Origin of the sequence: Eudoraea adriatica DSM 19308 (assembly GCF_000382125.1) — a bacterium.
Lineage (GTDB): Bacteria > Bacteroidota > Bacteroidia > Flavobacteriales > Flavobacteriaceae > Eudoraea > Eudoraea adriatica.
The window spans coordinates 139,094-164,552 of record NZ_KB907546.1; the positions used below are offsets into that span (position 1 = coordinate 139,094).

Annotated in this window: 37 protein-coding genes and 1 pseudogene; 37 read left to right on the forward strand and 1 reads right to left on the reverse strand. The window is 39.1% G+C overall.

All coding sequences use genetic code 11. From position 1 onward, the window contains the following. Positions 1-221 precede the first annotated feature (221 nt). The 37 genes and pseudogenes from rpsL (at position 222) to ctlX (ending at position 23,727) form a co-directional block, all read left to right on the forward strand. The gene (gene rpsL, locus G504_RS0100690; protein ID WP_013305196.1) at positions 222-596 is read left to right on the forward strand and encodes a 30S ribosomal protein S12; all 375 of its coding nucleotides are present in this window, start codon (positions 222-224) and stop codon (positions 594-596) included. 22 nt (positions 597-618) lie between these two features. After that, entirely contained in the window at positions 619-1,095 is a 477-nt protein-coding gene (gene rpsG / locus G504_RS0100695; protein ID WP_026348320.1) for a 30S ribosomal protein S7, read from the forward strand. A gap of 5 nt (positions 1,096-1,100) precedes the next feature. Continuing rightward, a complete protein-coding gene (fusA, locus tag G504_RS0100700; protein WP_019668203.1) occupies positions 1,101-3,227 on the forward strand; it encodes an elongation factor G in 2,127 nt (708 codons plus the stop codon). 11 nt (positions 3,228-3,238) lie between these two features. After that, positions 3,239-3,544: a 30S ribosomal protein S10 gene (rpsJ, locus tag G504_RS0100705; protein WP_007094989.1), complete on the forward strand. Its 306-nt coding sequence runs from the start codon at positions 3,239-3,241 to the stop codon at positions 3,542-3,544. A 157-nt stretch (positions 3,545-3,701) separates the two neighbouring features. Continuing rightward, positions 3,702-4,319: a 50S ribosomal protein L3 gene (rplC, locus tag G504_RS0100710; protein ID WP_019668204.1), complete on the forward strand. Its 618-nt coding sequence runs from the start codon at positions 3,702-3,704 to the stop codon at positions 4,317-4,319. Further along, complete coding sequence (gene rplD / locus G504_RS0100715) at positions 4,319-4,948, forward strand: 50S ribosomal protein L4 (RefSeq protein WP_019668205.1); 630 nt, start codon at positions 4,319-4,321, stop codon at positions 4,946-4,948. Before rplC ends, rplD begins: the two co-directional genes overlap by 1 nt. A 7-nt stretch (positions 4,949-4,955) precedes the next feature. Further along, complete coding sequence (rplW, locus tag G504_RS0100720) at positions 4,956-5,246, forward strand: 50S ribosomal protein L23 (RefSeq protein ID WP_019668206.1); 291 nt, start codon at positions 4,956-4,958, stop codon at positions 5,244-5,246. Between the two features lie 9 nt (positions 5,247-5,255). Beyond that, entirely contained in the window at positions 5,256-6,080 is an 825-nt protein-coding gene (rplB, locus tag G504_RS0100725; RefSeq protein ID WP_019668207.1) for a 50S ribosomal protein L2, read from the forward strand. Positions 6,081-6,093: 13 nt separating this feature from the next. Then, the gene (rpsS, locus tag G504_RS0100730; protein ID WP_019668208.1) at positions 6,094-6,372 is read left to right on the forward strand and encodes a 30S ribosomal protein S19; all 279 of its coding nucleotides are present in this window, start codon (positions 6,094-6,096) and stop codon (positions 6,370-6,372) included. A 7-nt stretch (positions 6,373-6,379) separates the two neighbouring features. Then, on the forward strand, positions 6,380-6,787 hold the full coding sequence (gene rplV / locus G504_RS0100735; protein ID WP_019668209.1) for a 50S ribosomal protein L22: 408 nt from the start codon (positions 6,380-6,382) through the stop codon (positions 6,785-6,787). Between the two features lie 10 nt (positions 6,788-6,797). Next, positions 6,798-7,514: a 30S ribosomal protein S3 gene (gene rpsC / locus G504_RS0100740; RefSeq protein WP_019668210.1), complete on the forward strand. Its 717-nt coding sequence runs from the start codon at positions 6,798-6,800 to the stop codon at positions 7,512-7,514. A 24-nt stretch (positions 7,515-7,538) separates the two neighbouring features. Further along, entirely contained in the window at positions 7,539-7,961 is a 423-nt protein-coding gene (gene rplP, locus G504_RS0100745) for a 50S ribosomal protein L16 (protein WP_019668211.1), read from the forward strand. Positions 7,962-7,978: 17 nt separating this feature from the next. After that, complete coding sequence (gene rpmC, locus G504_RS0100750; protein ID WP_019668212.1) at positions 7,979-8,170, forward strand: 50S ribosomal protein L29; 192 nt, start codon at positions 7,979-7,981, stop codon at positions 8,168-8,170. A gap of 13 nt (positions 8,171-8,183) precedes the next feature. Further along, positions 8,184-8,441 (forward strand): 30S ribosomal protein S17, encoded by a 258-nt coding sequence (gene rpsQ, locus G504_RS0100755; protein ID WP_019668213.1) that lies wholly within the window; start codon positions 8,184-8,186, stop codon positions 8,439-8,441. Between the two features lie 2 nt (positions 8,442-8,443). Then, positions 8,444-8,812, forward strand: coding sequence for a 50S ribosomal protein L14 (gene rplN, locus G504_RS0100760; RefSeq protein WP_019668214.1), 369 nt, complete (start codon positions 8,444-8,446; stop codon positions 8,810-8,812). An 11-nt stretch (positions 8,813-8,823) separates the two neighbouring features. Continuing rightward, the gene (rplX, locus tag G504_RS0100765) at positions 8,824-9,135 is read left to right on the forward strand and encodes a 50S ribosomal protein L24 (RefSeq protein ID WP_019668215.1); all 312 of its coding nucleotides are present in this window, start codon (positions 8,824-8,826) and stop codon (positions 9,133-9,135) included. 2 nt (positions 9,136-9,137) lie between these two features. Beyond that, positions 9,138-9,689, forward strand: coding sequence for a 50S ribosomal protein L5 (gene rplE / locus G504_RS0100770; protein WP_019668216.1), 552 nt, complete (start codon positions 9,138-9,140; stop codon positions 9,687-9,689). Position 9,690: 1 nt separating this feature from the next. After that, on the forward strand, positions 9,691-9,960 hold the full coding sequence (rpsN, locus tag G504_RS0100775; RefSeq protein ID WP_019668217.1) for a 30S ribosomal protein S14: 270 nt from the start codon (positions 9,691-9,693) through the stop codon (positions 9,958-9,960). Between the two features lie 21 nt (positions 9,961-9,981). Beyond that, complete coding sequence (gene rpsH / locus G504_RS0100780; RefSeq protein WP_019668218.1) at positions 9,982-10,380, forward strand: 30S ribosomal protein S8; 399 nt, start codon at positions 9,982-9,984, stop codon at positions 10,378-10,380. Between the two features lie 19 nt (positions 10,381-10,399). Further along, entirely contained in the window at positions 10,400-10,942 is a 543-nt protein-coding gene (gene rplF / locus G504_RS0100785) for a 50S ribosomal protein L6 (RefSeq protein WP_019668219.1), read from the forward strand. Positions 10,943-10,952: 10 nt separating this feature from the next. Next, entirely contained in the window at positions 10,953-11,309 is a 357-nt protein-coding gene (gene rplR, locus G504_RS0100790) for a 50S ribosomal protein L18 (protein WP_019668220.1), read from the forward strand. Positions 11,310-11,317: 8 nt separating this feature from the next. Next, positions 11,318-11,842, forward strand: coding sequence for a 30S ribosomal protein S5 (rpsE, locus tag G504_RS0100795; RefSeq protein WP_019668221.1), 525 nt, complete (start codon positions 11,318-11,320; stop codon positions 11,840-11,842). 11 nt (positions 11,843-11,853) lie between these two features. After that, positions 11,854-12,033, forward strand: coding sequence for a 50S ribosomal protein L30 (rpmD, locus tag G504_RS0100800; protein ID WP_019668222.1), 180 nt, complete (start codon positions 11,854-11,856; stop codon positions 12,031-12,033). A gap of 12 nt (positions 12,034-12,045) precedes the next feature. Next, entirely contained in the window at positions 12,046-12,498 is a 453-nt protein-coding gene (rplO, locus tag G504_RS0100805; RefSeq protein WP_019668223.1) for a 50S ribosomal protein L15, read from the forward strand. A gap of 12 nt (positions 12,499-12,510) precedes the next feature. Then, positions 12,511-13,854: a preprotein translocase subunit SecY gene (gene secY, locus G504_RS0100810; protein WP_019668224.1), complete on the forward strand. Its 1,344-nt coding sequence runs from the start codon at positions 12,511-12,513 to the stop codon at positions 13,852-13,854. A gap of 3 nt (positions 13,855-13,857) precedes the next feature. Then, entirely contained in the window at positions 13,858-14,073 is a 216-nt protein-coding gene (infA, locus tag G504_RS0100815; protein ID WP_015753973.1) for a translation initiation factor IF-1, read from the forward strand. A 10-nt stretch (positions 14,074-14,083) separates the two neighbouring features. Beyond that, entirely contained in the window at positions 14,084-14,200 is a 117-nt protein-coding gene (gene ykgO, locus G504_RS19390; protein WP_010519235.1) for a type B 50S ribosomal protein L36, read from the forward strand. 2 nt (positions 14,201-14,202) lie between these two features. Next, positions 14,203-14,577 carry a 30S ribosomal protein S13 gene (gene rpsM / locus G504_RS0100820; RefSeq protein ID WP_019668225.1) on the forward strand — a complete coding sequence of 125 codons (375 nt, stop codon included), beginning with the start codon at positions 14,203-14,205 and terminating at the stop codon, positions 14,575-14,577. Between the two features lie 10 nt (positions 14,578-14,587). Then, positions 14,588-14,980, forward strand: coding sequence for a 30S ribosomal protein S11 (gene rpsK, locus G504_RS0100825; protein WP_019668226.1), 393 nt, complete (start codon positions 14,588-14,590; stop codon positions 14,978-14,980). Between the two features lie 100 nt (positions 14,981-15,080). Continuing rightward, positions 15,081-15,686: a 30S ribosomal protein S4 gene (gene rpsD / locus G504_RS0100830; RefSeq protein WP_019668227.1), complete on the forward strand. Its 606-nt coding sequence runs from the start codon at positions 15,081-15,083 to the stop codon at positions 15,684-15,686. 19 nt (positions 15,687-15,705) lie between these two features. Next, the gene (locus G504_RS0100835) at positions 15,706-16,698 is read left to right on the forward strand and encodes a DNA-directed RNA polymerase subunit alpha (protein ID WP_019668228.1); all 993 of its coding nucleotides are present in this window, start codon (positions 15,706-15,708) and stop codon (positions 16,696-16,698) included. A 56-nt stretch (positions 16,699-16,754) separates the two neighbouring features. Then, positions 16,755-17,258, forward strand: a pseudogene (gene rplQ / locus G504_RS19935) (50S ribosomal protein L17); the annotation flags it as partial. A 275-nt stretch (positions 17,259-17,533) separates the two neighbouring features. Beyond that, entirely contained in the window at positions 17,534-18,661 is a 1,128-nt protein-coding gene (carA, locus tag G504_RS0100845) for a glutamine-hydrolyzing carbamoyl-phosphate synthase small subunit (RefSeq protein WP_019668230.1), read from the forward strand. A gap of 99 nt (positions 18,662-18,760) precedes the next feature. Continuing rightward, positions 18,761-20,056 (forward strand): phosphopyruvate hydratase, encoded by a 1,296-nt coding sequence (eno, locus tag G504_RS0100850; protein ID WP_019668231.1) that lies wholly within the window; start codon positions 18,761-18,763, stop codon positions 20,054-20,056. A 297-nt stretch (positions 20,057-20,353) separates the two neighbouring features. After that, positions 20,354-21,637: a citrate synthase gene (locus tag G504_RS0100855; RefSeq protein ID WP_019668232.1), complete on the forward strand. Its 1,284-nt coding sequence runs from the start codon at positions 20,354-20,356 to the stop codon at positions 21,635-21,637. A 19-nt stretch (positions 21,638-21,656) separates the two neighbouring features. After that, positions 21,657-22,571 (forward strand): dimethylarginine dimethylaminohydrolase family protein, encoded by a 915-nt coding sequence (locus tag G504_RS0100860; protein ID WP_019668233.1) that lies wholly within the window; start codon positions 21,657-21,659, stop codon positions 22,569-22,571. 223 nt (positions 22,572-22,794) lie between these two features. Then, positions 22,795-23,727 (forward strand): citrulline utilization hydrolase CtlX, encoded by a 933-nt coding sequence (gene ctlX / locus G504_RS0100865; RefSeq protein WP_083930683.1) that lies wholly within the window; start codon positions 22,795-22,797, stop codon positions 23,725-23,727. 174 nt (positions 23,728-23,901) lie between these two features. Here the strand turns inward: ctlX and G504_RS0100870 are convergent, their stop codons facing one another. After that, the gene (locus tag G504_RS0100870; RefSeq protein WP_019668235.1) at positions 23,902-25,395 is read right to left on the reverse strand and encodes a carboxypeptidase-like regulatory domain-containing protein; all 1,494 of its coding nucleotides are present in this window, start codon (positions 25,393-25,395) and stop codon (positions 23,902-23,904) included. Positions 25,396-25,459 lie beyond the last annotated feature (64 nt).

A 25,459-nucleotide genomic window follows, 5' to 3' on the forward strand; every position in this document is an offset into this window, starting at 1 on the left:
TTATGGCTGTAAAATTACCAAACAGGATTGGTATATATATTAAGGTATAAACTACGTATTAATGGAGCGTAAAAATGGCTACGGTAAGTAATTACAAGCCCCTGTTAAAAAGAGTGGAAAAAAAAACGCAGAAAATTATAGGATAGCATTTGAATTATAATGAATAATTACTACATTTGCCAGCCCTTAAAAGAGGGTAGTATTTATACATATATATTAGTATGCCAACAATTTCACAATTAGTACGAAAAGGAAGGGCCACAATTACCAAGAAGAGTAAATCGGCTGCTTTGGATTCGTGCCCCCAGCGAAGAGGGGTTTGTACGCGGGTTTATACCACTACACCAAAGAAACCAAATTCTGCAATGCGAAAGGTTGCCAGGGTAAGGTTAACCAATGGTAAAGAGGTAAACGCTTACATACCGGGCGAGGGTCACAATCTCCAGGAGCACTCGATAGTATTGGTTAGAGGCGGAAGGGTGAAAGATTTGCCGGGAGTTAGATATCATATTGTCCGAGGGGCTTTAGACACGGCAGGAGTTGCCGGAAGGACCCAAAGAAGATCTAAGTACGGAGCAAAACGCCCTAAAAAGTAATCTAAACTTGTAAGAAGAAAAGATGAGAAAAAGACAGGCGAAAAAAAGGCCACTATTACCAGACCCGAGGTTTAATGACCAGCTGGTAACACGTTTTGTGAACATGTTAATGTGGGATGGAAAGAAATCTGTTGCCTTTAAAGTATTCTACGATGCTATTGATATTGTGGAAGAAAAGAAAACAGATGAAGAGAAATCCGCTTTGGAATTGTGGAAAGAAGCACTATCCAATGTTATGCCTCATGTAGAGGTTAGAAGCAGAAGAGTGGGGGGCGCAACTTTTCAGATCCCTATGCAGATAAGACCGGATCGAAAAATTTCAACTTCCATGAAGTGGCTTATAAGCTTTGCGCGAAAGCGCAATGAAAAATCAATGGCTCAAAAATTGGCCGGAGAAATACTTGCCGCTTCCAAAGAAGAAGGTGCAGCGGTTAAAAGGAGAGTGGATACTCATAAAATGGCAGAAGCAAATAAGGCATTTTCCCACTTTAGATTTTAGATAAAATGGCAAGAGATTTAAAATATACAAGAAATATTGGTATTGCGGCGCACATCGATGCTGGTAAAACTACCACTACAGAACGAATTTTATTTTACACAGGTGTAAGTCATAAAATTGGTGAAGTACATGATGGAGCTGCTACTATGGACTGGATGGAACAGGAGCAGGAGCGCGGTATTACAATTACCTCGGCGGCCACTACCTGTACCTGGGATTTTCCTACGAAGAACGGTCAGTTAGTGCCCGAGTCTAAACCCTACCATTTTAATATTATAGATACCCCCGGACACGTGGATTTTACCGTTGAGGTAAATCGTTCCTTAAGGGTGTTAGATGGTTTGGTTTTTCTTTTTAGTGCGGTAGATGGTGTAGAGCCACAGTCTGAAACTAACTGGAGATTGGCAGACAATTACAAAGTACCGAGAATGGGCTTTGTTAATAAGATGGACAGACAGGGTTCCAACTTCCTTATGGTTTGTAATCAGGTAAAGGATATGTTGAAATCTAATGCTGTGCCAATTGTATTACCAATTGGGGATGAGGCAGATTTTAAAGGTATTGTTGACCTTGTTAAGAACCGTGCCATAGTATGGCATGAAGAAGATATGGGCTCTACTTTTGATATCATTGATATTCCGGAGGATATGAAGGAGGAGGTACATGAATATCGTGCTGCCTTAATTGAAGCTGTTGCGGAATACGACGAAACTTTAATGGAGAAGTTCTTTGAAGATGAAGACTCAATTACCGAAGATGAAGTGCATGCGGCACTGAGGGCTGCTGTCATGGATATGAGTATCATTCCCATGATTTGTGGTTCTTCCTTTAAAAATAAAGGAGTGCAGTTCTTGCTGGATGCAGTATGTCGTTACCTTCCTTCCCCGATGGATAAAGAAGGAATTACGGGAATAGATCCGAAAACAGGCAATAAGGTTTTAAGAAAGCCGGATATAAATGAGCCTTTTGCTGCATTGGCTTTTAAAATTGCAACAGATCCTTTTGTTGGTCGTTTGGCCTTCTTTAGAGCTTATTCCGGTAAGTTGAATGCAGGATCTTATGTGCTGAACAATCGCTCCGGAAATAAGGAAAGAATTTCAAGGATTTACCAGATGCATTCCAACAAACAGAATGCGGTTGAATCTATCGCAGCTGGTGATATTGGTGCGGCAGTAGGGTTTAAAGATATCAAAACAGGGGATACGCTTTCAGACGAAAAGCATCCTATTATTCTGGAAAGTATGAATTTCCCGGATCCGGTTATTGGTATTGCGGTTGAGCCCAAGACAAAAGCCGATGTGGATAAATTGGGGATGTCTTTGGCTAAATTGGCTGAAGAAGATCCTACTTTCGTGGTTAAAACAGATGAAGCCTCCGGACAGACTATTATTTCAGGGATGGGCGAGCTGCATCTAGATATTATTGTGGATCGCTTAAGAAGGGAATTTAAAGTTGATGTCAACCAGGGGAAACCACAGGTAGAATATAAAGAAGCAATTACAAAAAGTGCGGATCACAGAGAAGTTTACAAAAAACAAACAGGTGGACGTGGTAAATTTGCAGACATTGTATTTACAATGGAGCCTAGAGAAGACGGTAAAGCCGGATTGGAATTTGTGAACATTATCAAAGGGGGTAATATTCCCAGGGAATATATTCCATCAGTAGAAAAAGGTTTTAAAGAGGCAATGAAAAATGGTCCTTTAGCCGGATTTGAAATGGATAGTATGAAAATCACCCTAAAGGATGGATCTTTCCACCCTGTGGATTCAGATTCTCTTTCCTTTGAACTGGCTGCAAAAATTGGATATAAAGAAGCTGCCAGGGCTGCGAGAGCAGTGCTAATGGAGCCTATTATGAAGTTGGAAGTGCTTACGCCCGAAGAAAATATGGGTGACATTGTCGGAGACCTTAACAGAAGGAGAGGACATGTTAATAATATGGACGACAGAGCAGGTGCCAAAGTTATTAAGGCTGAAGTGCCCCTTTCAGAAATGTTTGGGTATGTAACGGCACTCAGGACTTTGTCTTCAGGTAGGGCTACTTCAACCATGGAATTTTCACATTATGCTGAAACTCCATCAGGTTTGGCAGAAGAGATAGTAAAAGCAGCAACAGGTGTAACTGCCTAAATTTTAGTATAATGAGTCAGAAAATTAGAATAAAACTAAAATCATACGATCATAACCTGGTAGATAAATCTGCTGAGAAGATTGTGAAAACGGTAAAAACGACTGGCGCTGTGGTTACAGGTCCGATACCTTTACCAACGCACAAAAAGATATTCACAGTTTTGCGTTCACCCCATGTGAATAAGAAATCGAGAGAGCAGTTCCAGTTAAGTTCTTATAAGAGGCTGCTGGATATTTATAGTTCCTCTTCGAAAACTATTGACGCACTTATGAAGTTAGAGCTTCCAAGTGGTGTTGAGGTGGAGATAAAAGTGTGATAGAACATTCCGTTTCAGTATGAAACGGGTAACATGTCCGGAGCGTTTCGCAAAGGAAAAACGGCAACAAAAATATATTCGGGATCGAATTGTTTTTGATCCTGTTTTTTTTGCAAAAGGAATAGATTAAGAATAATTAATAATAAATAGTAATAATATGTCTGGGTTAATAGGAAAAAAAGTAGGTATGACCAGCATTTTTGATGATAACGGGAAAAATATTCCCTGTACCGTCATAGAGGCAGGACCATGCGTAGTTACCCAAGTCAGAACCGAAGAGGTAGACGGGTACAATGCCCTTCAGCTTGGTTTCGATGACAAGGCAGAAAAGCGTGCTAATAAGGCCGAAACAGGCCATTTTAAAAAAGCAGGTTCTTCCACCAAAAAGAAAGTCGTTGAATTCCGGGATTTTGAAGGTGATTTTAAATTAGGTGAGACCATTGGTGTCGACGTATTTGTTGAAGGCGAATTCGTTGATGTATCGGCCACATCTAAAGGAAAAGGTTTCCAGGGGGTTGTTAAGCGTCATGGATTTGCAGGAGTCGGACAGGCAACTCATGGTCAGCACAACAGGTTAAGAGCGCCTGGTTCAATTGGTGCTGCTTCGTATCCCGCAAGAGTTTTTAAAGGAATGAAAATGGCAGGAAGAATGGGTGGTTCCAAAGTCACTGTTCAGAACCTCAGGGTATTAAAAATTGTACCGGAAAAGAACCTTTTGGTTTTAAAAGGTTGTGTACCGGGTCATAAAAATGCTTACGTAACCATAGAGAAGTAATGAAGGTAGCAGTTTTAGATGTTAAAGGGAAAGAAACTGGACGGAAGGTAGACCTTTCGGATGCAGTTTATAAGATAGAACCTAATAATCATGCAATTTATTTGGATGTTAAACAGTACATGGCTCATCAAAGACAAGGTACGCACAAAACCAAAGAAAGGGCAGAGATTGTTGGAAGTACAAGAAAGATCAAAAAGCAGAAGGGAACTGGTACGGCCCGTGCGGGAAGTATTAAATCTCCGATTTTTCGCGGTGGAGGAAGAATTTTTGGGCCAAGACCTAAAGATTATTCTCAAAAGCTGAATAAAAATGTAAAGAGATTGGCGAGAAAATCTGCACTAAGTCTGAAGAATCAGGATAAGGCAATTATGGTTGTAGAAGACTTCAATTTTGATTCCCCTAAGACCCAGGATTTTATTCAGGTTTTGAAATCCCTGGGATTGGAAAACAAAAAGTCTTTGTTTGTGTTGGGTGGTTCAAATAATAACGTATATTTGTCGTCGCGTAATTTGAAAGGTTACGAAGTTGTAACTAATTCAGAATTAAGCACTTACAAAATTCTTAATGCAAATCAAATTGTTCTTCTTGAAGGATCTATAGAAGGAATTGAAGCGAACTTAAATAAATAAGGTAGTCATGAGTGTGTTGATAAAGCCAATAATAACGGAAAAAATGACAGCAGATAGCGAGTTGTATAATCGCTATGGCTTTGTTGTGAATCCTAAGGCCAATAAACTACAGATCAAAGATGCCGTTGAAGCAGCTTATGGTGTTTCAGTGAAAAAAGTTCGAACAATGAATTATGGACCTTCTCGCAAAACCCGTTTTACAAAAACCGGGGTTCAGCACGGGAAATCTAATGCATTTAAGAAAGCCATTGTTGATGTGGAAGAAGGAGAAGTAATCGATTTTTACAGTAATCTATAAAGACACCAAATGTCAGTTAGAAAATTAAAACCGATCACTCCAGGACAGCGATTTAAAGTAGTAAATGGGTTTGACGCCATTACTGCTGATAAGCCGGAGAAAAGCTTGCTTGCTCCGTTAAAAAGGTCTGGAGGTAGAAACAGTCAAGGAAAAATGACCATACGCCATAGAGGTGGTGGGCACAAAAGGCGGTATCGAATCATTGATTTCAAACGAGATAAACAGGATGTTACTGCAGAAGTAAAGTCTATCCAGTACGATCCGAATAGAACGGCCTTTATTGCCCTGGTGGAATACAAGGATGGTGAAAAGCGATATATTATTGCTCAGAACGGTCTGCAGGTAGGACAAAAAGTTTCATCCGGAGAAAAGGCTGCACCTGAGATAGGTAATGCCCTTCCGTTGAGCAAAATTCCTTTGGGAACTATTATTTCCTGTATTGAATTGCGTCCTGGTCAGGGAGCAATAATGGCAAGAAGTGCCGGAACTTTCGCTCAGTTAATGGCAAGGGAAGGAAAATATGCTACGATTAAATTACCATCGGGTGAGACCAGATTGGTACTGGCAAATTGCCTTGGCACTATTGGTGCGGTTTCCAATTCAGACCAGCAGTTAATTGTTTCGGGTAAAGCCGGACGAAGCAGATGGCTGGGCAGGAGACCTAGAACCAGACCTGTAGCAATGAACCCTGTAGATCATCCAATGGGTGGTGGTGAAGGAAGAGCCTCAGGAGGTCATCCAAGATCTAAAAATGGAATTCCTGCCAAAGGATTCAGGACAAGATCGAAGACCAAGGATACAAACAGGTATATATTAGAACGTAGAAAGAAATAAAAAGTAGAAAGAAATGGCACGTTCACTAAAAAAAGGACCATACATACATCATAGTTTGGATAAAAAAGTCCAAATGAATATACAATCTGGCAAGAAGTCTGTAATAAAGACCTGGTCCAGAGCATCGACAATTAGTCCCGACTTTGTAGGTCAGACCATAGCAGTGCATAACGGAAGACAATTTGTTCCTGTTTATGTTACTGAAAATATGGTAGGGCATAAATTAGGGGAATTTTCTCCTACAAGATCTTTCCGGGGTCATGCAGGTGCAAAAAATAAAGGTAAAAAGTAAGTAAGCTATGGGAGTTCGAAAAAAACAAATGGCCGAAAGACTAAAGGCTGAAAAGCAGAAAATAGCTTTTGCGAAACTTAATAATTGTCCAACTTCACCAAGAAAAATGCGTTTGGTAGCAGATTTGGTGCGTGGTGCTGAAATAGAAAAGGCGCTGGCGATTCTTAGATTTAGTCCAAAAGAAGCTTCTCGTAGATTAGAAAAATTATTGCTTTCTGCAATTGCTAACTGGCAGGCTAAGAATGAAGAGGCGAATATCGAAGAAGCCGATCTTTTTGTGAAAGAAATAACGGTAGACAGCGGGCGAATGCTTAAAAGATTAAGACCGGCTCCACAGGGCAGGGCACACAGAATAAGAAAACGTTCCAACCATGTAACCTTGGTATTGGGATCTAACAATAATACACAAAGCTAGAATTTTTAGTATGGGACAAAAAACAAATCCAATCGGAAATCGTCTAGGAATAATCAGAGGATGGGAATCTAACTGGTACGGAGGAAACGATTATGGCGATAAACTATCCGAAGACGATAAGATAAGAAAATATGTTCATGCACGATTGGCGAAGGCTAGTGTATCCAGAGTAATTATTGAGAGAACTTTAAAGTTAATTACGGTTACAATTACGACTGCAAGACCCGGTATCATTATTGGTAAAGGCGGACAGGAAGTGGATAAATTAAAGGAAGAGCTCAAAAAAATTACGGATAAGGAAGTACAGATAAATATTTTTGAGATTAAAAGACCTGAAGTTGATGCAAATCTTGTAGCAGCAAGTGTGGCCCGTCAGATAGAGAATAGAATTTCATACAGAAGGGCTATTAAAATGGCAATTGCCGCAGCAATGAGAATGAATGCTGAGGGAATTAAAATACAGATTGCCGGAAGATTGAATGGTGCGGAAATGGCGAGAACGGAATCTTATAAAGATGGTAGAATTCCTTTATCCACTTTTAGAGCCGATATAGACTATGCAATGCATGAGGCTCATACCACCTATGGAAGATTAGGTATTAAAGTATGGATTATGAAGGGCGAAGTGTATGGAAAAAGAGAGCTATCTCCTTTAGTTGGAATGTCTAAAGGGCAGTCTAAAGGAAAGCAAAATGATGGAGGCAAAAAACAACGTCGCAGAAAGTAATAATTAAAGAAGAAGCTAGAGATTATGTTACAGCCAAAAAGAACGAAGTTTCGCAAAGCGCAGAAAGGACGTATGAAGGGAAATTCCGGTAGAGGGCATCAGCTGTCCAATGGAATGTTCGGAATTAAATCCCAGGATTCCTGCTTTCTTACTTCCCGCCAGATTGAGGCGGCTCGTATTGCTGCGACCAGATATATGAAAAGACAGGGGCAATTATGGATTAAAATTTTCCCGGATAAGCCAATTACCAAAAAGCCCTTGGAGGTTCGTATGGGTAAGGGTAAGGGAGCTCCGGAATATTTTGTAGCGGTAGTTAAACCAGGAAGAATTATGTTCGAGGTTGCCGGTGTACCAATGGATATAGCGAAGGAGGCCTTAAGGCTTGCTGCTCAAAAATTACCGGTGAAAACAAAATTTGTAGTAGCCAGGGATTACGAAGAGGCATAATTTTTATAATTAGTATGATGAAACAATCAGAAATAAAAGAATTTTCGGTAGAAGAATTGAAGGAAAAAATGGCACAGTTTAAGAAGCAACATGCGGATCTTAAAATAGCCCACTCCGTCACTCCGCTTGAAAACCCACTTCAAATCAGAATGGCAAGAAGAACTGTGGCACAATTGGCTACTGAATTAACAAAAAGGGATAACCAATAATTGGTTCTGCTTTATGGAAAAAAGAAATTTAAGAAAGGAAAGAATAGGCGTTGTAACCAGCAACAAAATGGAGAAATCTATTGTGGTTTCTGAAGTTAAGCGCGTTAAGCATCCTATGTATGGTAAGTTCGTACTGCGAACAAAAAAGTATGTTGCACACGATGAAACCAATGACTGCAATATTGGAGATACTGTTAAGATAATGGAGACACGTCCATTGAGTAGAACCAAATGCTGGAGACTGGTTGAAGTCCTAGAAAGAGCCAAATAATTATGTTACAGCAAGAATCAAGATTAAAAGTAGCAGACAATACTGGGGCCAAAGAGGTATTAACCATTCGTGTACTTGGAGGTACTAAAAGGCGATATGCTTCTGTCGGTGATAAAATTGTAGTTACTGTCAAAGAGGCCACTCCAAACGGTGGTATAAAGAAAGGTACAGTTTCAACAGCGGTTGTTGTCCGAACAATAAAAGAGGTAAGAAGGCAAGATGGTTCTTACATTCGTTTTGATGATAACGCCTGTGTTTTGTTAAATCCTACAGGGGAAATGAGAGGAACTCGCGTCTTCGGGCCGGTTGCCAGGGAATTGCGGGATAAACAATTCATGAAAATTGTTTCATTAGCTCCAGAGGTGCTATAAAATATTGTAAGATGAAATTAAGAATAAAAACGGGAGATACAGTTCGGATAATTGCAGGTGACCACAAGGGAACCGAAGGTAAAGTTACCCTTGTAGACCGTGAAAAAAATAAGGCCATCGTGGAAGGTGCCAATATGGTTTCCAAACACGAAAAGCCAAGTGCTCAGAACCCTCAGGGAGGTATTGTAAAAAAAGAAGCTCCTATTAACTTATCTAACTTATCACTTATTGATTCCAAATCAGGAGAAACAACAAGAGTAGGTTATGAGGTAAGAGACGGGAAGAAAGTACGATTTTCCAAAAAATCTAACGAAGTAATTTAGTTATGGCTTACGTACCAAGATTAAAGCAAGAATATAAAGAGCGAATTGTTTCGGCTCTAAAAGAAGAATTTGGTTACAAGAATGTAATGGAAGTGCCAAAGCTGCAAAAAATTGTTGTTAGCAGGGGAGTTGGTGCTGCTGTAGCTGATAAAAAACTGGTAGATCATGCCCTGGATGAACTGACCTTAATTACTGGTCAAAAGGCGATATCAACCATGTCTAAAAAAGATGTTGCGGCTTTTAAACTCAGAAAGGGGATGCCCATAGGGGCTAAAGTTACTCTCAGGGGTGAACGCATGTATGAATTTTTAGATAGACTGGTAACTACTGCCTTGCCAAGGGTAAGAGATTTTCAGGGAATTAGAGCAACTGGTTTTGACGGAAGAGGAAATTACAACCTGGGCATTACAGAACAGATTATATTTCCGGAAATTAATATTGATAAGATCAATAGGATTAATGGTATGGATGTGACATTTGTTACTACTGCTGAAACGGATAAAGAAGCAAAATCATTGTTAACCGAATTGGGATTACCTTTTAAAAAGAATTAGTATGGCTAAAGAATCAATGAAAGCCCGGGAAAGAAAAAGGGCTAAAGCTGTAGCGAAATATGCAGAAAAGAGAAAGGCTTTAAAAGAAGCCGGAGACTATGAGGCTCTGCAAAAACTGCCAAAAAATGCTTCTCCTGTTCGTATGCACAATAGATGTAAATTAACGGGAAGACCCAAGGGATATATGAGAACTTTCGGTATTTCTCGTGTAATGTTCAGGGAAATGGCTAACAAAGGTTTGATTCCCGGAGTTAAAAAAGCAAGTTGGTAATCCAATATAAAAGTTAAGAAGATGGTTATAGATCCAATAGCAGATTATTTAACAAGAATTAGAAACGCCAGCAGAGCGGGTCATAGGGTAGTTGAGATTCCTGCTTCTAATTTGAAAAAAGAAGTAACTAAAATATTATTCGATCAAGGATATATTTTGAGTTATAAATTTGAAGATGATAAGGTGCAGGGCATTATTAAAATTGCCTTAAAATACGATAGGTTGACAAAAGAACCGGTTATCAGGGAGATCCAACGTATAAGTACGCCAGGTCTTAGAAAATATGCCAGTTCCGGAGATATGCCCAGAGTACTTAATGGCCTGGGAATAGCTATTGTGTCTACTTCTCATGGGGTTATGACAAGCAAACAGGCTCAGAGAGATAATGTTGGTGGCGAAGTTTTATGCTACGTTTATTAAGAAATAAAGAAACAGGAAAATGTCTAGAATAGGTAACAATCCAATAGAGATTCCGGAAGGAGCCACAGTTGAAGTGCAGGATAACATAATTACTGTAAAGGGTAAGTTGGGTGAATTAACTCAGGAATATTCAGGGGTTTCCATAAAAGCAGAAGATGGTCAGGTTGTCGTAACAAGGCCTTCTGAATCTAAAGAACATAAAGCCAAACACGGTCTTTACAGATCTTTGATTTCCAATATGATATTGGGAGTTACCAATGGATGGACAAAAGAGCTTGAATTGGTGGGGGTTGGCTACAGAGCCACTAACCAGGGTCAAAAGTTAGATTTGGCATTGGGGTTCTCACATAATATTGTACTCGATTTAGCTCCTGAAGTTAAAGTGGAGACTATTTCTGAGAAGGGAAAAAACCCTATTATAAAGCTTACCTCTCATGACAAACAATTGGTAGGCCAAATTGCAGCTAAAATAAGAGCATTCCGCAAACCTGAACCTTACAAAGGAAAAGGGATAAAATTTGTCGGAGAACAATTAAGAAGAAAAGCCGGTAAATCCGCTTAAGAATTGAATTATGGGATTATCAAAAACTGAAAGAAGAGAGCGTATTAGAAAAAGGATTAGAAAAGTATCCTTTGGTACTGCTGAGAGACCAAGATTATCTGTTTTTAGGAGCAATAAAGATATTTATGCCCAATTAATTGATGATAATAAAGGTATTACGCTGGTTGCGGCTTCATCAAGGGATAAAGAATTAAGCAAAGCTAAAGGCACCAAGATTGAGATTGCCAGGCTTGTGGGTAAAGCAGTAGCTGAAAAAGCTGTCAAATCCGGCATAGAAGCCGTTGCTTTTGATCGCGGGGGTAATTTATATCATGGAAGAGTTAAATCATTGGCTGAAGGAGCCAGAGAAGCTGGTCTAAAATTTTAATAGAAAATATGTTCGGGAAATACAAAAATGTAGAAACTGTAAAACCGGGAGGTCTTGAACTCAAAGACAGATTGGTTGGTGTTCAAAGAGTTACCAAAGTAACCAAAGGGGGTAGAGCTTTTGGTTTTTCTGCGATCGTGGTAGTAGGTGATGAAAATGGTGTAGTAGGTCATGGTCTTGGTAAGTCAAAAGAAGTGGCTACTGCAATAGCCAAGGCTATAGAGGATGCTAAAAAGAACTTAATTAGAATACCACTTAGTAAGGCAACTGTGCCACATGAGCAGAAAGGAAAGTTTGGAGGAGCCCGTGTATATATTCAGCCCGCTTCCCATGGTACCGGTGTAATTGCCGGAGGTGCAGTTAGAGCTGTATTGGAATCAGTTGGGGTACAGGATGTATTATCCAAGTCTCAGGGATCTTCCAATCCCCATAATGTAGTTAAGGCCACATTCGACGCTTTACTGCAATTGCGTGATGCCAGGACTGTTGCAAAGCAAAGAGGTGTTTCGTTAGAAAAAGTCTTTAAAGGATAAGTAGAAAGAGTATGGCAAAGATTAAAGTTAAGCAGGTAAGAAGTAGCATTAAAAGGCCGCAAAATCAGAAAAGAACACTGGAGGCACTTGGATTGCATAGGATTGGTCATGTTGTGGAGCATGAAAACACACCCAATATTATGGGTATGATCGACAAAGTTAAACACTTGGTTTCTACAGAGGAAGCTTAAAAAATATTTGTAATGAATTTAGGGAATTTAAAACCAGCTAAAGGGTCTGTTCATAAAGCCGGGAAAACCATAGGCCGTGGCCAGGGTTCTGGTAAAGGAGGTACTGCAACAAGAGGTCATAAAGGTGCCAAATCCAGATCAGGGTATTCCAGGAAAATCGGCTTTGAAGGAGGTCAGATGCCTTTGCAAAGAAGGGTGCCCAAATTTGGTTTTACCAACATTAACAGAAAGGAGTATCAGGGCGTAAATCTGAACAAACTTCAGGAACTGGCAGACAAAGGACTGGTTAAAAAAACCGTAACTGTTAAAGATCTTGTAGATAACGGAATGGCTCATAAAAACGATTTGGTTAAAATACTTGGAGGCGGCGAATTAAAGGCGCCTCTAAAAATAACCGTTCATAAATTTACTGCAACTGCAAAAGCTGCTATTGAAGCTGCCGGAGGGGAAGCGATAAATTTATAAGTAAAGGAAACTATGAAGAAATTTTTTGAGGTTATATCAAATATCTGGAAAATTGAAGAACTAAGGAACAGAATTATTGTTACCCTTGGACTTTTGCTTGTGTATCGGTTCGGTGCTCAGGTGGTTCTTCCCGGTATTGATACTTCTCAATTGGCTGAATTATCTTCAAATACAGAACAAGGTATATTAGGTATTTTAAATGCCTTTACGGGCGGTGCATTTGCTAATGCCTCTGTATTTGCCCTTGGAATTATGCCTTATATTTCTGCCTCCATTGTGGTTCAATTAATGGGGATTGCTGTACCATATCTTCAAAAGTTAGATAAGGAAGGTGAAAGTGGAAGAAAAACAAAGAACCAGATTACAAGATGGCTTACTATTGGCATCTGTGTTGTTCAGGCCCCTGCCTACCTTTATAGTCTAAGTGCATTGGGTGTTCCGGATAGCGCTTTTATATTGGGTAAAGGCTTGAATTTTATTGTACCAGCAGTAATTATCCTGGTAACAGGTTGTGTTTTTGCCATGTGGTTAGGAGAAAAAATTACAGATAAAGGTATTGGAAATGGTATTTCCCTTCTTATTATGATAGGAATTATAGCCACAATGCCACAATCTTTTGTTCAGGAGTTTATTTCCAGAACGGCTAATAATACGGGAGGATTAATGTTTATGCTTATTGAAGTTATCCTTTGGTTTCTCGTTATTCTGGCCAGTGTTCTCTTGGTCATGGCTACGAGGAGAATACCGGTTCAATATGCAAGGAGGACTGCTTCGGGCGGATATGAAAAAAATATCGCTGGTTCAAGGCAATACATTCCTTTAAAATTAAATGCCTCCGGGGTAATGCCCATAATTTTTGCACAGGCCATTATGTTTGCGCCGGGCTTATTAGGAAGAACTTTTAATAATACAGCGGTTGGTCAATGGATGGAAGTACAGTTTCAGGATATTTTTGGACTGGCTTATAATATCTTGTTTGGCTTGCTGATTATAATATTTACATATTTCTATACCGCCATTACGGTTCCAACGAATAAAATGGCTGATGATTTGAAACGAAGTGGTGGTTTTATACCGGGCATCAGACCAGGTAAAGAGACCGGTGATTTTCTGGACAAGATAATGTCATTAATTACTTTGCCGGGATCCGTTTTTCTGGCCTTATTGGCAGTACTACCTGCCGTAGTGGTTAAGTTAATGGATATTCAGGCCGGATGGGCATTATTTTATGGCGGCACATCACTATTGATTATGGTAGGGGTGGCAATTGATACTGTACAGCAGGTAAATAGTTATTTGTTGAACAGACATTATGATGGACTAATGAAATCAGGTAAAAACAGAAAAGTTGCATAAGTTATGGCTAAGCAGGCACCCATAGAACAAGACGGTAGCATAATAGAGGCTTTATCCAATGCAATGTTTCGGGTAGAACTTGAAAACGGGCATGTGGTTACTGCTCATATTTCCGGGAAAATGCGCATGCATTATATAAAATTGTTGCCCGGAGATAAAGTAAAACTGGAAATGAGCCCATACGATTTAACAAAGGCGAGAATCACATATAGATACTAACATAGAAAGAATGAAAGTTAGAGCATCCATAAAGAAAAGAAGTGCCGACTGCAAAATAGTACGCAGAAAAGGCAGATTGTACGTAATAAATAAAAAGAATCCTAGATTCAAACAAAGACAAGGGTAATTATGGCAAGAATTGCAGGTGTAGATATACCAAAACAAAAAAGAGGTGTCATAGCGCTTACCTATATTTTTGGTATCGGTAAAAGCAGGGCACAAGAGATATTAGAGAAAGCCCAGGTAAATCAGGACAGTAAGGTATCGGACTGGAATGATGATGAAATTGGTCGCATTCGGGATGCTGTTTCCTCCTATAAAATTGAAGGAGAGCTTCGTTCAGAAAATCAGTTGAATATTAAGCGTCTTATGGATATTGGCTGTTACAGGGGTATCCGTCACAGATCCGGACTTCCTCTAAGAGGTCAAAGGACCAAAAATAACTCCAGGACCAGGAAAGGAAAAAGAAAAACGGTTGCGAATAAGAAAAAAGCAACTAAATAATTAGCATAGTATGGCAAAGACAAGTACCAAAGGAGCTAAAAAGCGAAAGGTTATCGTTGAATCGGCTGGTGAAGCCCATATAACGGCTTCCTTTAATAATATAATAATTTCCTTGACCAACAAAAAGGGCGATGTTATTTCATGGTCTTCTGCGGGCAAGATGGGATTCAGAGGTTCTAAAAAGAATACGCCTTATGCTGCTCAGGTAGCGGCCGAAGAATGTTGTAAAGTGGCACATGAAGCAGGATTAAGAAAGGTGAAAGTTTATGTAAAGGGACCGGGCAACGGAAGAGAATCTGCAATTCGTTCAATACACAATGCTGGTATAGAAGTTACAGAAATTATAGATGTAACACCACTGCCACATAATGGTTGCAGACCCCCCAAGAGAAGAAGAGTTTAATTAAGTTTCAATATTTAAAAAGGTTAATTCACAGGAAGTGCAATTACGATTATCGAAGGATAAGCCTTAATTCATAATCACATTTCCAAATTAAAAGAAGATGGCAAGATATACAGGACCTAAATCAAAGATCGCACGAAAATTCGGCGAAGCAATTTTCGGAGACGATAAAGCTTTCGAGAAAAAAAACTATCCCCCGGGACAACACGGAAATAACAGACGTCGGGGTAAAAAATCTGAGTATGCTATTCAATTGATGGAAAAGCAGAAAGCTAAATATACTTATGGCATTCTGGAGCGTCAATTTAGAAACCTCTTTGCGAAAGCGAACAGGAGTAAAGGCGTAACCGGCGAGGTACTCCTCCAGTTATGTGAAGCACGTCTTGATAATGTAGTTTACAGGATGGGCATTGCAAATTCCAGAAGAGGCGCAAGACAGCTTGTTTCTCACAGGCACATTACCGTTAATGGAGAATTAGTTAATATTCCTTCTTATTCACTGAATGCTGGTGATGTCGTAGGGGTAAGAGAAAAATCAAAATCACTGCAGGCTATTCAGGATGCACTCAGTGCAAATAGCAGTGTTTATGAATGGTTGACATGGAATAATGATAAAATGGAAGGAAACTTTGTTTCCGTTCCGGAAAGGATTCAGATTCCTGAGAATATCAAAGAACAATTAATCGTGGAGTTATACTCTAAATAAAAACATCACAAAACCGACTATGGCATTATTAAATTTTCAGAAGCCCGATAAAGTTATAATGATTGATTCTTCAGATTTCGAAGGCAAATTTGAGTTTCGCCCTTTGGAACCTGGTTATGGTTTGACTGTTGGTAACGCCTTACGAAGAGTATTGCTTTCTTCTTTGGAAGGATTTGCAATTACATCTGTAAGAATAGATAAAGTAGAGCATGAATTTTCGGTTATTGAAGGTGTTGTGGAAGATGTGACCGAAATCATCCTGAACCTGAAACAAATTCGATTTAAAAGACAAATTGAAGATGTTAATGAGGAAACCGTTTCCATATCAGTAAGTGGCAAGGAGCAGCTTACCGCCGGAGATTTTCAAAAGTTCATCTCTGGTTATCAGGTATTAAACCCTGACCTCGTTATTTGCAACATGGATCCTAAGGTGAGCATAAATATGGAGGTAATCATAGAAAAAGGTCGTGGTTATGTTCCTGCAGAAGAAAATAAAAAGTCAAATGCGCCTCTAGGCAGTATAGCTGTTGATTCAATTTTTACCCCGGTAAAAAATGTAAAGTACAGCATTGAAAACTTCCGTGTTGAACAAAAAACAGACTATGAGAAATTAGTATTTGAGATTGTTACCGATGGCTCTATTCATCCAAAAGATGCATTGACTGAAGCGGCAAAAGTCCTGATACACCATTTCATGTTGTTTTCGGATGAGCGCATTACTCTTGAAGCTGATGAAATTGCTCAGACAGAGACCTATGATGAAGAATCGCTGCATATGCGTCAGCTGTTAAAGACCAAACTGGTTGATATGGATCTTTCCGTAAGAGCATTAAATTGTTTAAAAGCGGCAGAAGTGGATACACTGGGCGATTTGGTTTCGTTTAATAAAAACGATTTAATGAAATTCAGGAATTTTGGCAAGAAATCATTGACAGAATTGGAAGAGCTGGTAATAAATAAAGGCCTCAATTTTGGGATGGATCTATCAAAATACAAATTAGACAAGGATTAATAAAAAACTAAACCAGGGACATTACCTGGTATTAGTAAGAATTTATATAAGTAACGATGAGACACGGTAAAAAAGTCAATCATTTAGGGAGAAAGTCGGCTCATAGAAAAGCTATGTTGGCTAATATGGCTTGTTCTTTGATTGAACATAAAAGGATTAATACAACTGTCGCAAAGGCGAAGGCTTTAAAACAGTTTATAGAGCCATTAATTACTAAATCCAAAGCTGAGAATAACCAGACAACGGAGAAAGGAACACATAACAGACGTATCGCATTCAAGAATTTAAGGGACAAATATGCGGTTACAGAATTATTTGGAAGTGTTTCAGACAAGGTAGGTACACGGCCAGGGGGCTACACCCGAATCATTAAATTGGGAAATAGACTTGGTGATAACGCAGATATGGCAATGATAGAGCTCGTAGACTATAATGAGGTTTACAATGCCGGAAAGCCTGCTAAAAAGAAAACTACCAGAAGAAGCAGAAGAGGAAAAAAGGACGATCAGGCAGTTGTTGAAAAAGCTACGGAAAATGTTGTTGAAGAATCTGTGGAAGAGGCTAAGGAAACTAAGGCTGTTGAAGAGGTAACCGAAGAGATTAAGGAAACTGAGGAAGTAACTCAGGAAATAGAAGAGGTTAAAGAACCAAAGGCAAGCGAAGAAGAAGTTTCAGAACCTGAAACAACAGAGCAGGAAGAATCCGAATCTGAAGAAAAGAAAAATGATTCCGAAGCATAAATTGTTTATAAAATCTTTAATATTTAAAAAAGGATAGACCTAAAAGTCTATCCTTTTTTTATGTTTATTTGTCAAACGTAATCTTATAACGCAATATGAAATATCAATCTAAAAAGAAAGCACTATTATTATTGGAAGACGGGACTATTTTCTATGGCAAGGCCGTGGGAAATAATGAAGGAACCGCATATGGAGAAGTTTGTTTTAATACCGGGATGACAGGTTATCAGGAAATATTTACAGATCCTTCCTATTTTGGTCAACTCATGGTTACTACAAATGCACACATAGGTAATTACGGGACCAACGTGGATGAGGATGAATCCGGTTCTGTAAAAATAGCGGGGTTGATATGTAAGAATTTTAGTTATGAGTATTCAAGACCCATTGCAGATCACAGCCTGGAAGAGTTTTTGCGCAATAGCAACCTATTTGCCATCTCTGATGTAGATACGAGGGCCCTGGTGAGTCATATTAGGGATCAGGGTGCTATGAATGCTGTAATCTCAACGGAAGTAGAAGATATTGAGAAATTAAGGGAATCCTTGAAAAAAGTGCCAAATATGGAAGGTTTGGAACTTGCTTCCAAAGTTTCAACCAAGGAACCTTATTTTTTTGGGAATCCCGATGCGCAATATAAAATAGCAGCATTGGATATTGGAATAAAAAACAACATTTTAAGGAATCTGGCCAAAAGAGATGCATACATCAAGGTTTTTCCATACAATGCTACCTTTAAGGAAATGAACGATTGGCAACCTGATGGCTTTTTTATCTCCAATGGTCCGGGAGATCCGGAACCGTTGCATGAGGCTGCAGAGGTAGCTAAGGAGATCATGGCTAACAATTATCCTTTATTTGGCATTTGCCTTGGTCATCAGGTTATAGCCCTGGCAAATGGCATATCTACCTATAAAATGCATAATGGCCATAGGGGGATAAATCATCCTGTATTAAACCTTTTGACGGGTAAAGGTGAAATTACCTCTCAGAATCATGGGTTTGCAATAAGCAGGGAAGAAACAGAAGCGAATCCTGAAATTGAAATAACGCATGTCCATCTCAATGATAAAACCGTGGCCGGGATTAGAGTGAAAAACAAAAATGTTTTTTCAGTTCAATATCACCCTGAAGCAAGTCCGGGACCCCATGATGCAGAATATCTTTTTGATCAGTTTTTTGAAATGATTGCATCAACAGTTAACAAAGATGCCCTGGTTTAAGGAATTGTTATATTACGTACTTTATCCGGTCCATGATAGGGTTACGTCTATCTGCCTTTTGTATCTTTGCCCAATAATTCAACCTAAAAATTTAATAATATGAGTACCATAATTGATGTGCATGCCAGACAGATTTTGGATTCAAGAGGAAATCCAACTGTAGAAGTAGATGTTATAACCGAAAATGGAGTATTAGGACGTGCCGCAGTTCCTTCTGGTGCCTCTACCGGCGAACACGAAGCTGTTGAATTACGTGATGGAGGAAAGGCCTTTATGGGAAAGGGAGTCACGAAAGCCGTGGAAAATGTAAATAATGTACTGGCAAAAAAAATAATAGGGATGTTGGTTTTTGATCAAAACCTGATAGATCAGACGATGTTAGAACTCGATGGTACTCCGAACAAGTCTGAGTTGGGCGCCAATGCAATCCTGGGAGTATCCCTTGCGGTAGCAAAGGCTGCTGCGAATGAATTGGGAATGTCTCTTTACAGATATGTTGGTGGTGTCAGCGCCAATACGTTGCCGGTGCCCATGATGAATATAATTAATGGGGGTTCGCACTCAGATGCGCCCATAGCTTTCCAGGAGTTTATGATTATGCCGATTAAAGCAAAGAACTTTTCTCATGCCATGCAAATGGGGACGGAAATATTTCACAACCTTAAAAAAGTTTTGCACAGCAGAGGCCTGAGTACTGCTGTAGGTGATGAAGGAGGGTTTGCGCCTACGCTGGAAGGTACAGAAGATGCGATAGAAACTATTGGACTGGCAGTAAAAAATGCCGGGTATTCTTTTGGTGACGAGGTTATGATTGCCCTCGATTGTGCAGCAGCGGAATTCTATGAGAATGGCAAGTATGATTATACAATATTTGAAGGAGATTCCGGTGCAATCCGTACCTCTGAAGAACAGGCAGCGTATTTGGCAGACCTCAGCAAAAAATACCCTATTATATCCATTGAAGACGGAATGGATGAAAATGACTGGGATGGCTGGAAGATATTAACCGAAATGATTGGGGATAGTGTTCAGTTAGTTGGAGACGATTTATTCGTTACAAATGTAGAAAGGTTATCACGGGGAATCCAAAATGGAATTGCCAATTCAATACTCATAAAAGTCAACCAGATTGGTACCCTTACTGAAACTATTGCCGCTGTGAATATGGCTAAAAATGCCGGGTATACTTCTGTTATGTCACATAGATCAGGTGAAACAGAAGACAATACTATTGCAGATCTGGCGGTTGCACTTAATACCGGTCAGATCAAAACTGGTTCTGCTTCCAGAAGTGATCGAATGGCTAAATATAACCAATTGCTTCGCATAGAAGAAGAACTTGGTGATGTTGCTCATTATCCACAGGAAAAAGCATTTAAAGTAAAAGTGCAATAGGCATAAGCCTAAAAAATTATAAAAGCCTTTCTTACTAAGAAGGGCTTTTTTTGATATGGTTAGATATAGATAAACTGCTATATTTTCTCAAACCTTAACCTAATTTGAACAGGAAATTGCATCAAAAATACTACTGAAAGCAACTATTTTGAAATAATCATTTATACACCTGTTTGCTAAATAGCCATGTCAACTATTTTTCTTTGAATTTCCCAATTCTTATTGGCCGTAGTAATTGTTAACGTCCTTCCTTTTTCTTAAATTTACAATACCGTTCTATTAATCAAAATCAAGCATATGTCCGAAAAAGCTACCTTAAAAGTTAATGGGAAAACTTATGAATTTCCTGTTGTTGAAGGCACTGAAAATGAATTAGCCATTGATATAAAAACTTTACGCTCTTCAAGTGGTGTAATTACTCTGGATCCCGGCTATAAAAATACAGGTTCCTGTGAAAGTGCCGTTACATTTTTAGACGGTGAGAAGGGTATTCTCAGGTACCGCGGTTATGCCATTGAAGAACTGGCGGAAAAAGCAGATTTCCTTGAAGTTGCCTACCTGCTAATTTTTGGTGAATTGCCTAATGAAGAGCAACTTATAAAATTTGATAAGGACATTAAGGCGGAGGCTCATGTAGATGAGGAAATGAAAAAAATCCTTGCCGGCTTTCCTAAATCTGCCCATCCAATGGGTGTTTTATCTTCACTGACCAGTGCCCTGATCGCTTTTAATCCAAGCTCTGTAAATGTTTCCTCAGAAAAAGATATGTATCATGCAATTGTCCGGATTTTGGGTAAATTCCCGGTTTTAGTAGCCTGGACCTTACGGAAGAAAAAAGGATTGCCACTGGAATATGGAAGTAGTTCATTGGGTTATGTAGAGAATATCCATAAAATGATGTTTCGAAGACCTGATCAGGATTATGAAATGAACAAAATTGTCATAGAGGCACTTGATAAATTATTGATTCTTCATGCTGATCATGAACAGAATTGTTCTACATCTACTGTTAGAATAGTTGGTTCATCACATGCAGGTTTATTTGCTTCCTTGTCCGCAGGAATTTCCGCGCTTTGGGGTCCGCTGCATGGAGGCGCAAATCAGGCTGTTCTTGAAATGCTTCAGGCTATAGATGATGATGGTGGTGATACAAAAAAATACATGGCTAAGGCTAAAGACAAATCTGACCCATTCAGATTGATGGGATTCGGTCACAGGGTATACAAGAATTTTGACCCAAGGGCTAAGATCCTTAAGAAGGCGGCTGATGAGGTTTTAGGAGATCTTGGTATTGAAGATCGCATACTGGATATTGCTAAGGGTCTTGAGAAAGAGGCATTGGAAGATCAGTACTTTGTAGATCGGAAGTTGTATCCCAATGTTGATTTCTATTCCGGGATTATTTACAGAGCTTTGGGAATACCACAGGATATGTTTACAGTTATGTTTGCTTTGGGTCGCCTACCGGGTTGGATAGCACAATGGCGGGAAATGCGCTTAAATAGTGAACCAATTGGAAGGCCACGCCAGATATATATTGGAGAAAACTTAAGACCTTTTAAAAACCTTGAAAAGCGATAGCCTTACATAGACGAAACCAATGCTGAATTTAAACGTCTATGATGAGACATCCAGGTTAAGAGCCGTTTTATTAGGTACTGCAAAAAGTAATGGTCCCGTGCCTAAGCCGGAAGATGCATATGATCCTAAATCTTTAGAGCATATACTGGCCGGCACCTATCCCCTCGAAGAAGATATGATTCAGGAAATGGAGGCTTTCGCTGCTGTTTTTCGAAAATATGACGTACAGGTCTTCAGACCGGAGATACTGGCAGATTGTAATCAGATCTTTTCAAGGGATATCGCATTTGTCATCGAGGATAAACTAATAAAAGCAAATATCCTTCCGCACCGGGAAGAAGAATTTGAAGCAATTTTACATGTTCTGGAATATATTGCCCCGGAGAAAATATTGTACCCCCCGGAAGAGGTTCATATTGAAGGTGGCGATGTTATGCCCTGGAAGGATTACATATTTATAGGCACATATACCGGTCATGATTACCCGGACTATATAACGGCAAGGACCAATTGGGAAGGGGTAGAATATATAAAGGAAATGTTTCCGCATAAGAAGGTAAAATCTTTTGAATTACGCAAGTGTATTGTGAACCCCAGGGAAAATGCCCTTCATCTGGATTGTTGTTTTCAACCTATTGGTCATGATAAGGGCATTATTCATAAAAATGGGTTCCTGATAGAAGAGGAATACGATTGGCTTGTTTCACATTTTGGCAGAGAGAATCTTTTTGAAATCACCAGTGATGAAATGTATCAAATGTATAGTAATGTTTTTTCGATAAGCCCGGATGTGATTGTTTCCGAAAGAAATTTTACAAGGTTAAATAATTGGCTTAGAGACCAGGGTTTTACTGTAGAAGAAATTCCATATGCCGAAGTCTCCAAACAGGGTGGCTTATTAAGATGCAGCACAATGCCATTAGTGCGCGACTAGCATTTCAGTTCTGATTATTCCTTAAATTTTATATAGTGGTACCGGGGTAGCTCAGTCGCTTTTTCTCTTCAAATTTTAAGTACACTTATTACAAATAACGGCACCGATTTTTAAGAATTTAAATTGGGCTTTTTACTAAACATGACTATTACTTCATAAGTAAAAATTAGTAGTAGAATGAATTGGGAAATGGTTACATTTATCCTGAATTATTCAGTAAATAATGCGGCAAATTACCAACACCATTTTGATGATTCGCCCGGTCCGGTTTCGCATGAACGAACAGACCGCGGTGAATAACTATTTTATGGAGGATATAGACCTTAATGACAATACAATTAACCTCAAGGCACAGCAGGAGTTTGATGCGTTTGTTGCTGTATTAAGGGCTAAAGGAATAGAGGTTATCGTAGTTGAGGATACTCCTGATCCGGATACACCAGATTCAATTTTTCCAAACAACTGGATTTCTTTTCATTCCAATGGCACGGTAGTGATTTATCCCATGTTTGCCGAAAATCGCAGAAAGGAGCGAAGAGAGGATATTCTTGATATTCTTGAAACCAAAGGATTTCTCATTGAGAATATTGTGGACTATACTTCCGCAGAAGAAGAAGGCCTTTTTCTGGAGGGCACAGGCAGCATATTAATGGACCGTGTAAATCAAAAAGTGTATTGTGCACTTTCAGACCGGGCACATGAAGAACTGGTTATTGAGTTCTGTGAAGACTTTGAATGCACTCCGGTTATCTTTACTGCATATCAATCTGTTAATGGAGAACGCCTGCCTATATACCATACCAACGTTATGATGTGTATGGGCGAGGACTATGCAGTAATTTGTTTAAACTCTATCGATGACATGAAAGAAAGGAAAAATGTGTTAGCTCATCTGAAAGGGGATGGAAAGGAGATTATTGACATTACCGAGGAACAAATGCATCATTTCGCCGGAAATATGCTGCAGGTTGCAGGAAGATCGGAAGAGCGGTATTTGATCATGAGTTCTGCGGCATACAAGAGCCTGAGATCCGATCAGATTAGAACACTGGAAAAGTACAATCCTATAGTACATAGTACTTTGGACACCATTGAGGCCTGCGGCGGCGGGAGTGCCCGTTGCATGATGGCTGAGGTGTTTTTACCCAGGAAATAGTTTTAAAACTTAACAAACCTATCTGTTTTTATTTTTCCGTTATCCCAGATGATGGTCAATCCCGGGACGGCAGAATCCACTGAGGTAAACGGAAAACCGATGAATATTATCAAAGCGGAAGGGTAAGGAATTTAATCCAATTCCACAATTTCAGATGTTTTTTGGAACAAAAGCCTATTCATCCGAAACCGTAAATTCCCGAATAGCTTTATTGGGCTCCATTATATCATATCCCTCCCAGAATTCAGGATTATAGCTGGAAAGGTACGTGGCTTTAACAGTTTCATTTTCAACAGAATTAGAAAATTCCCCAGTACTGATTAGCTCCGAATCAAAGACAACTAATTCGTATTTTTCCGTATTGAAGTTAACAATATCCAGCTCCATAGACAATTCATTTTGCTTCCTCCTTCCTTTTACGTATTTGTTTTTCTCAATTACACTCAAAGGCCTTCTCACCCCCATTTTACGGCCAAATACCTTGTCAATGAATCGTAAATCATACTTGTTGTTGCTTCCCTTGCTGAAAATTGTAGTTCCTTTATATGTGATTTCCTCATAGGAGAAGCCCAGTAATTTTATTCTTTTTAATGAATTTACGTTCTCATAATCTATTCGCATTACTGCAAAGTCTTCAATATTTACATAAATGGTTCCTCTGAAATCTTCTGATCTTTTTGGGCTGAATCCTATGACATAAACGCCCTCGTCTTCTATGGCAGTATATCCTTTTAAACTGAATTCATAGCGGTTGGATTTGGCAATAAAATTTAGCTTAGTGTCATCATTATAGAACAGCTCAGAATAAAGATCGTGCAACTGACTTTTCTTGGATGACAGAAAATGTTTGTTTCCATCATCTATAGCTTCATTTTCTAAGTCTGCCTTATCTTCTGAAGAATCAAATATAGAATCAATCTCTACTTTTTGTCCAAACCAACCCGACTTAATTTTTAAATAAGAATTCGGCTTGACATTTTCTCTGAAAATTCGCTCTAGTTTGGCTGAAAGGGCTTCCATGGAGCCTTCATTATTTTTATCGTATAGTTCTGCAGCCTTTTCAATATATAACCTGTGTTCATCTGGTTTTCTGTAAAAATCACAGAGACTTTCAGTATAGTAAGATGCGTTTCTCGGTAAAATAGAGACTACACTGTCCAGAAATTTTTTATTAAGCTCTTCAATAGTAGATTCTTCAAATTCAATATCCAGCTTAGTCATGGTATTAAGGCTTGATTGTCTGAAGAACAGGCGCTGCCTTATAGGGTCTCGGTTATAATTTACTAATAAATTTTCTTTCACTTTTTCAATGATTTCATCTATGCTGAGATCATTATTAAACAGATATACTTCATTTAATTCTATAGCCTTTGGTTCTATGTAAATAACACTATCCAGAGAGGCCTTAAAAGGGACAGCGGTTTTTTTATATCCCATACTGGAAATATAGATGGAATCCTGCTGTTTAATCCCGGAATTTAAATTGATGCTAAATCTCCCTTCTTCATTGGTGATAATGCCACGATCTTCAGAAAATTGAACCGTCGCATAGGGAATACCTTCATTGGTTTTAATATCTACGACCCTTGAGGAAATAGATTGGCATTGCAGGGATATAGAAGTCAGAAGGAATACGTAAATAAAAAAATTAGAAATGGGTTTACTCATCAGACACATCATTGATTAAGATATTATTTAAGACGAATCATCTATTTAATTGTTACGTATGTTT

Coding starts and splice junctions, on each gene's coding strand:
- rpsL (WP_013305196.1), top strand. CDS start 222: ATGCCAACAATTTCACAATTAGTACGAAAAGGAAGGGCCACAATTACC.
- rpsG (WP_026348320.1), top strand. CDS start 619: ATGAGAAAAAGACAGGCGAAAAAAAGGCCACTATTACCAGACCCGAGG.
- fusA (WP_019668203.1), top strand. CDS start 1,101: ATGGCAAGAGATTTAAAATATACAAGAAATATTGGTATTGCGGCGCAC.
- rpsJ (WP_007094989.1), top strand. CDS start 3,239: ATGAGTCAGAAAATTAGAATAAAACTAAAATCATACGATCATAACCTG.
- rplC (WP_019668204.1), top strand. CDS start 3,702: ATGTCTGGGTTAATAGGAAAAAAAGTAGGTATGACCAGCATTTTTGAT.
- rplD (WP_019668205.1), top strand. CDS start 4,319: ATGAAGGTAGCAGTTTTAGATGTTAAAGGGAAAGAAACTGGACGGAAG.
- rplW (WP_019668206.1), top strand. CDS start 4,956: ATGAGTGTGTTGATAAAGCCAATAATAACGGAAAAAATGACAGCAGAT.
- rplB (WP_019668207.1), top strand. CDS start 5,256: ATGTCAGTTAGAAAATTAAAACCGATCACTCCAGGACAGCGATTTAAA.
- rpsS (WP_019668208.1), top strand. CDS start 6,094: ATGGCACGTTCACTAAAAAAAGGACCATACATACATCATAGTTTGGAT.
- rplV (WP_019668209.1), top strand. CDS start 6,380: ATGGGAGTTCGAAAAAAACAAATGGCCGAAAGACTAAAGGCTGAAAAG.
- rpsC (WP_019668210.1), top strand. CDS start 6,798: ATGGGACAAAAAACAAATCCAATCGGAAATCGTCTAGGAATAATCAGA.
- rplP (WP_019668211.1), top strand. CDS start 7,539: ATGTTACAGCCAAAAAGAACGAAGTTTCGCAAAGCGCAGAAAGGACGT.
- rpmC (WP_019668212.1), top strand. CDS start 7,979: ATGAAACAATCAGAAATAAAAGAATTTTCGGTAGAAGAATTGAAGGAA.
- rpsQ (WP_019668213.1), top strand. CDS start 8,184: ATGGAAAAAAGAAATTTAAGAAAGGAAAGAATAGGCGTTGTAACCAGC.
- rplN (WP_019668214.1), top strand. CDS start 8,444: ATGTTACAGCAAGAATCAAGATTAAAAGTAGCAGACAATACTGGGGCC.
- rplX (WP_019668215.1), top strand. CDS start 8,824: ATGAAATTAAGAATAAAAACGGGAGATACAGTTCGGATAATTGCAGGT.
- rplE (WP_019668216.1), top strand. CDS start 9,138: ATGGCTTACGTACCAAGATTAAAGCAAGAATATAAAGAGCGAATTGTT.
- rpsN (WP_019668217.1), top strand. CDS start 9,691: ATGGCTAAAGAATCAATGAAAGCCCGGGAAAGAAAAAGGGCTAAAGCT.
- rpsH (WP_019668218.1), top strand. CDS start 9,982: ATGGTTATAGATCCAATAGCAGATTATTTAACAAGAATTAGAAACGCC.
- rplF (WP_019668219.1), top strand. CDS start 10,400: ATGTCTAGAATAGGTAACAATCCAATAGAGATTCCGGAAGGAGCCACA.
- rplR (WP_019668220.1), top strand. CDS start 10,953: ATGGGATTATCAAAAACTGAAAGAAGAGAGCGTATTAGAAAAAGGATT.
- rpsE (WP_019668221.1), top strand. CDS start 11,318: ATGTTCGGGAAATACAAAAATGTAGAAACTGTAAAACCGGGAGGTCTT.
- rpmD (WP_019668222.1), top strand. CDS start 11,854: ATGGCAAAGATTAAAGTTAAGCAGGTAAGAAGTAGCATTAAAAGGCCG.
- rplO (WP_019668223.1), top strand. CDS start 12,046: ATGAATTTAGGGAATTTAAAACCAGCTAAAGGGTCTGTTCATAAAGCC.
- secY (WP_019668224.1), top strand. CDS start 12,511: ATGAAGAAATTTTTTGAGGTTATATCAAATATCTGGAAAATTGAAGAA.
- infA (WP_015753973.1), top strand. CDS start 13,858: ATGGCTAAGCAGGCACCCATAGAACAAGACGGTAGCATAATAGAGGCT.
- ykgO (WP_010519235.1), top strand. CDS start 14,084: ATGAAAGTTAGAGCATCCATAAAGAAAAGAAGTGCCGACTGCAAAATA.
- rpsM (WP_019668225.1), top strand. CDS start 14,203: ATGGCAAGAATTGCAGGTGTAGATATACCAAAACAAAAAAGAGGTGTC.
- rpsK (WP_019668226.1), top strand. CDS start 14,588: ATGGCAAAGACAAGTACCAAAGGAGCTAAAAAGCGAAAGGTTATCGTT.
- rpsD (WP_019668227.1), top strand. CDS start 15,081: ATGGCAAGATATACAGGACCTAAATCAAAGATCGCACGAAAATTCGGC.
- G504_RS0100835 (WP_019668228.1), top strand. CDS start 15,706: ATGGCATTATTAAATTTTCAGAAGCCCGATAAAGTTATAATGATTGAT.
- carA (WP_019668230.1), top strand. CDS start 17,534: ATGAAATATCAATCTAAAAAGAAAGCACTATTATTATTGGAAGACGGG.
- eno (WP_019668231.1), top strand. CDS start 18,761: ATGAGTACCATAATTGATGTGCATGCCAGACAGATTTTGGATTCAAGA.
- G504_RS0100855 (WP_019668232.1), top strand. CDS start 20,354: ATGTCCGAAAAAGCTACCTTAAAAGTTAATGGGAAAACTTATGAATTT.
- G504_RS0100860 (WP_019668233.1), top strand. CDS start 21,657: ATGCTGAATTTAAACGTCTATGATGAGACATCCAGGTTAAGAGCCGTT.
- ctlX (WP_083930683.1), top strand. CDS start 22,795: ATGCGGCAAATTACCAACACCATTTTGATGATTCGCCCGGTCCGGTTT.
- G504_RS0100870 (WP_019668235.1), bottom strand. CDS start 25,395: ATGAGTAAACCCATTTCTAATTTTTTTATTTACGTATTCCTTCTGACT.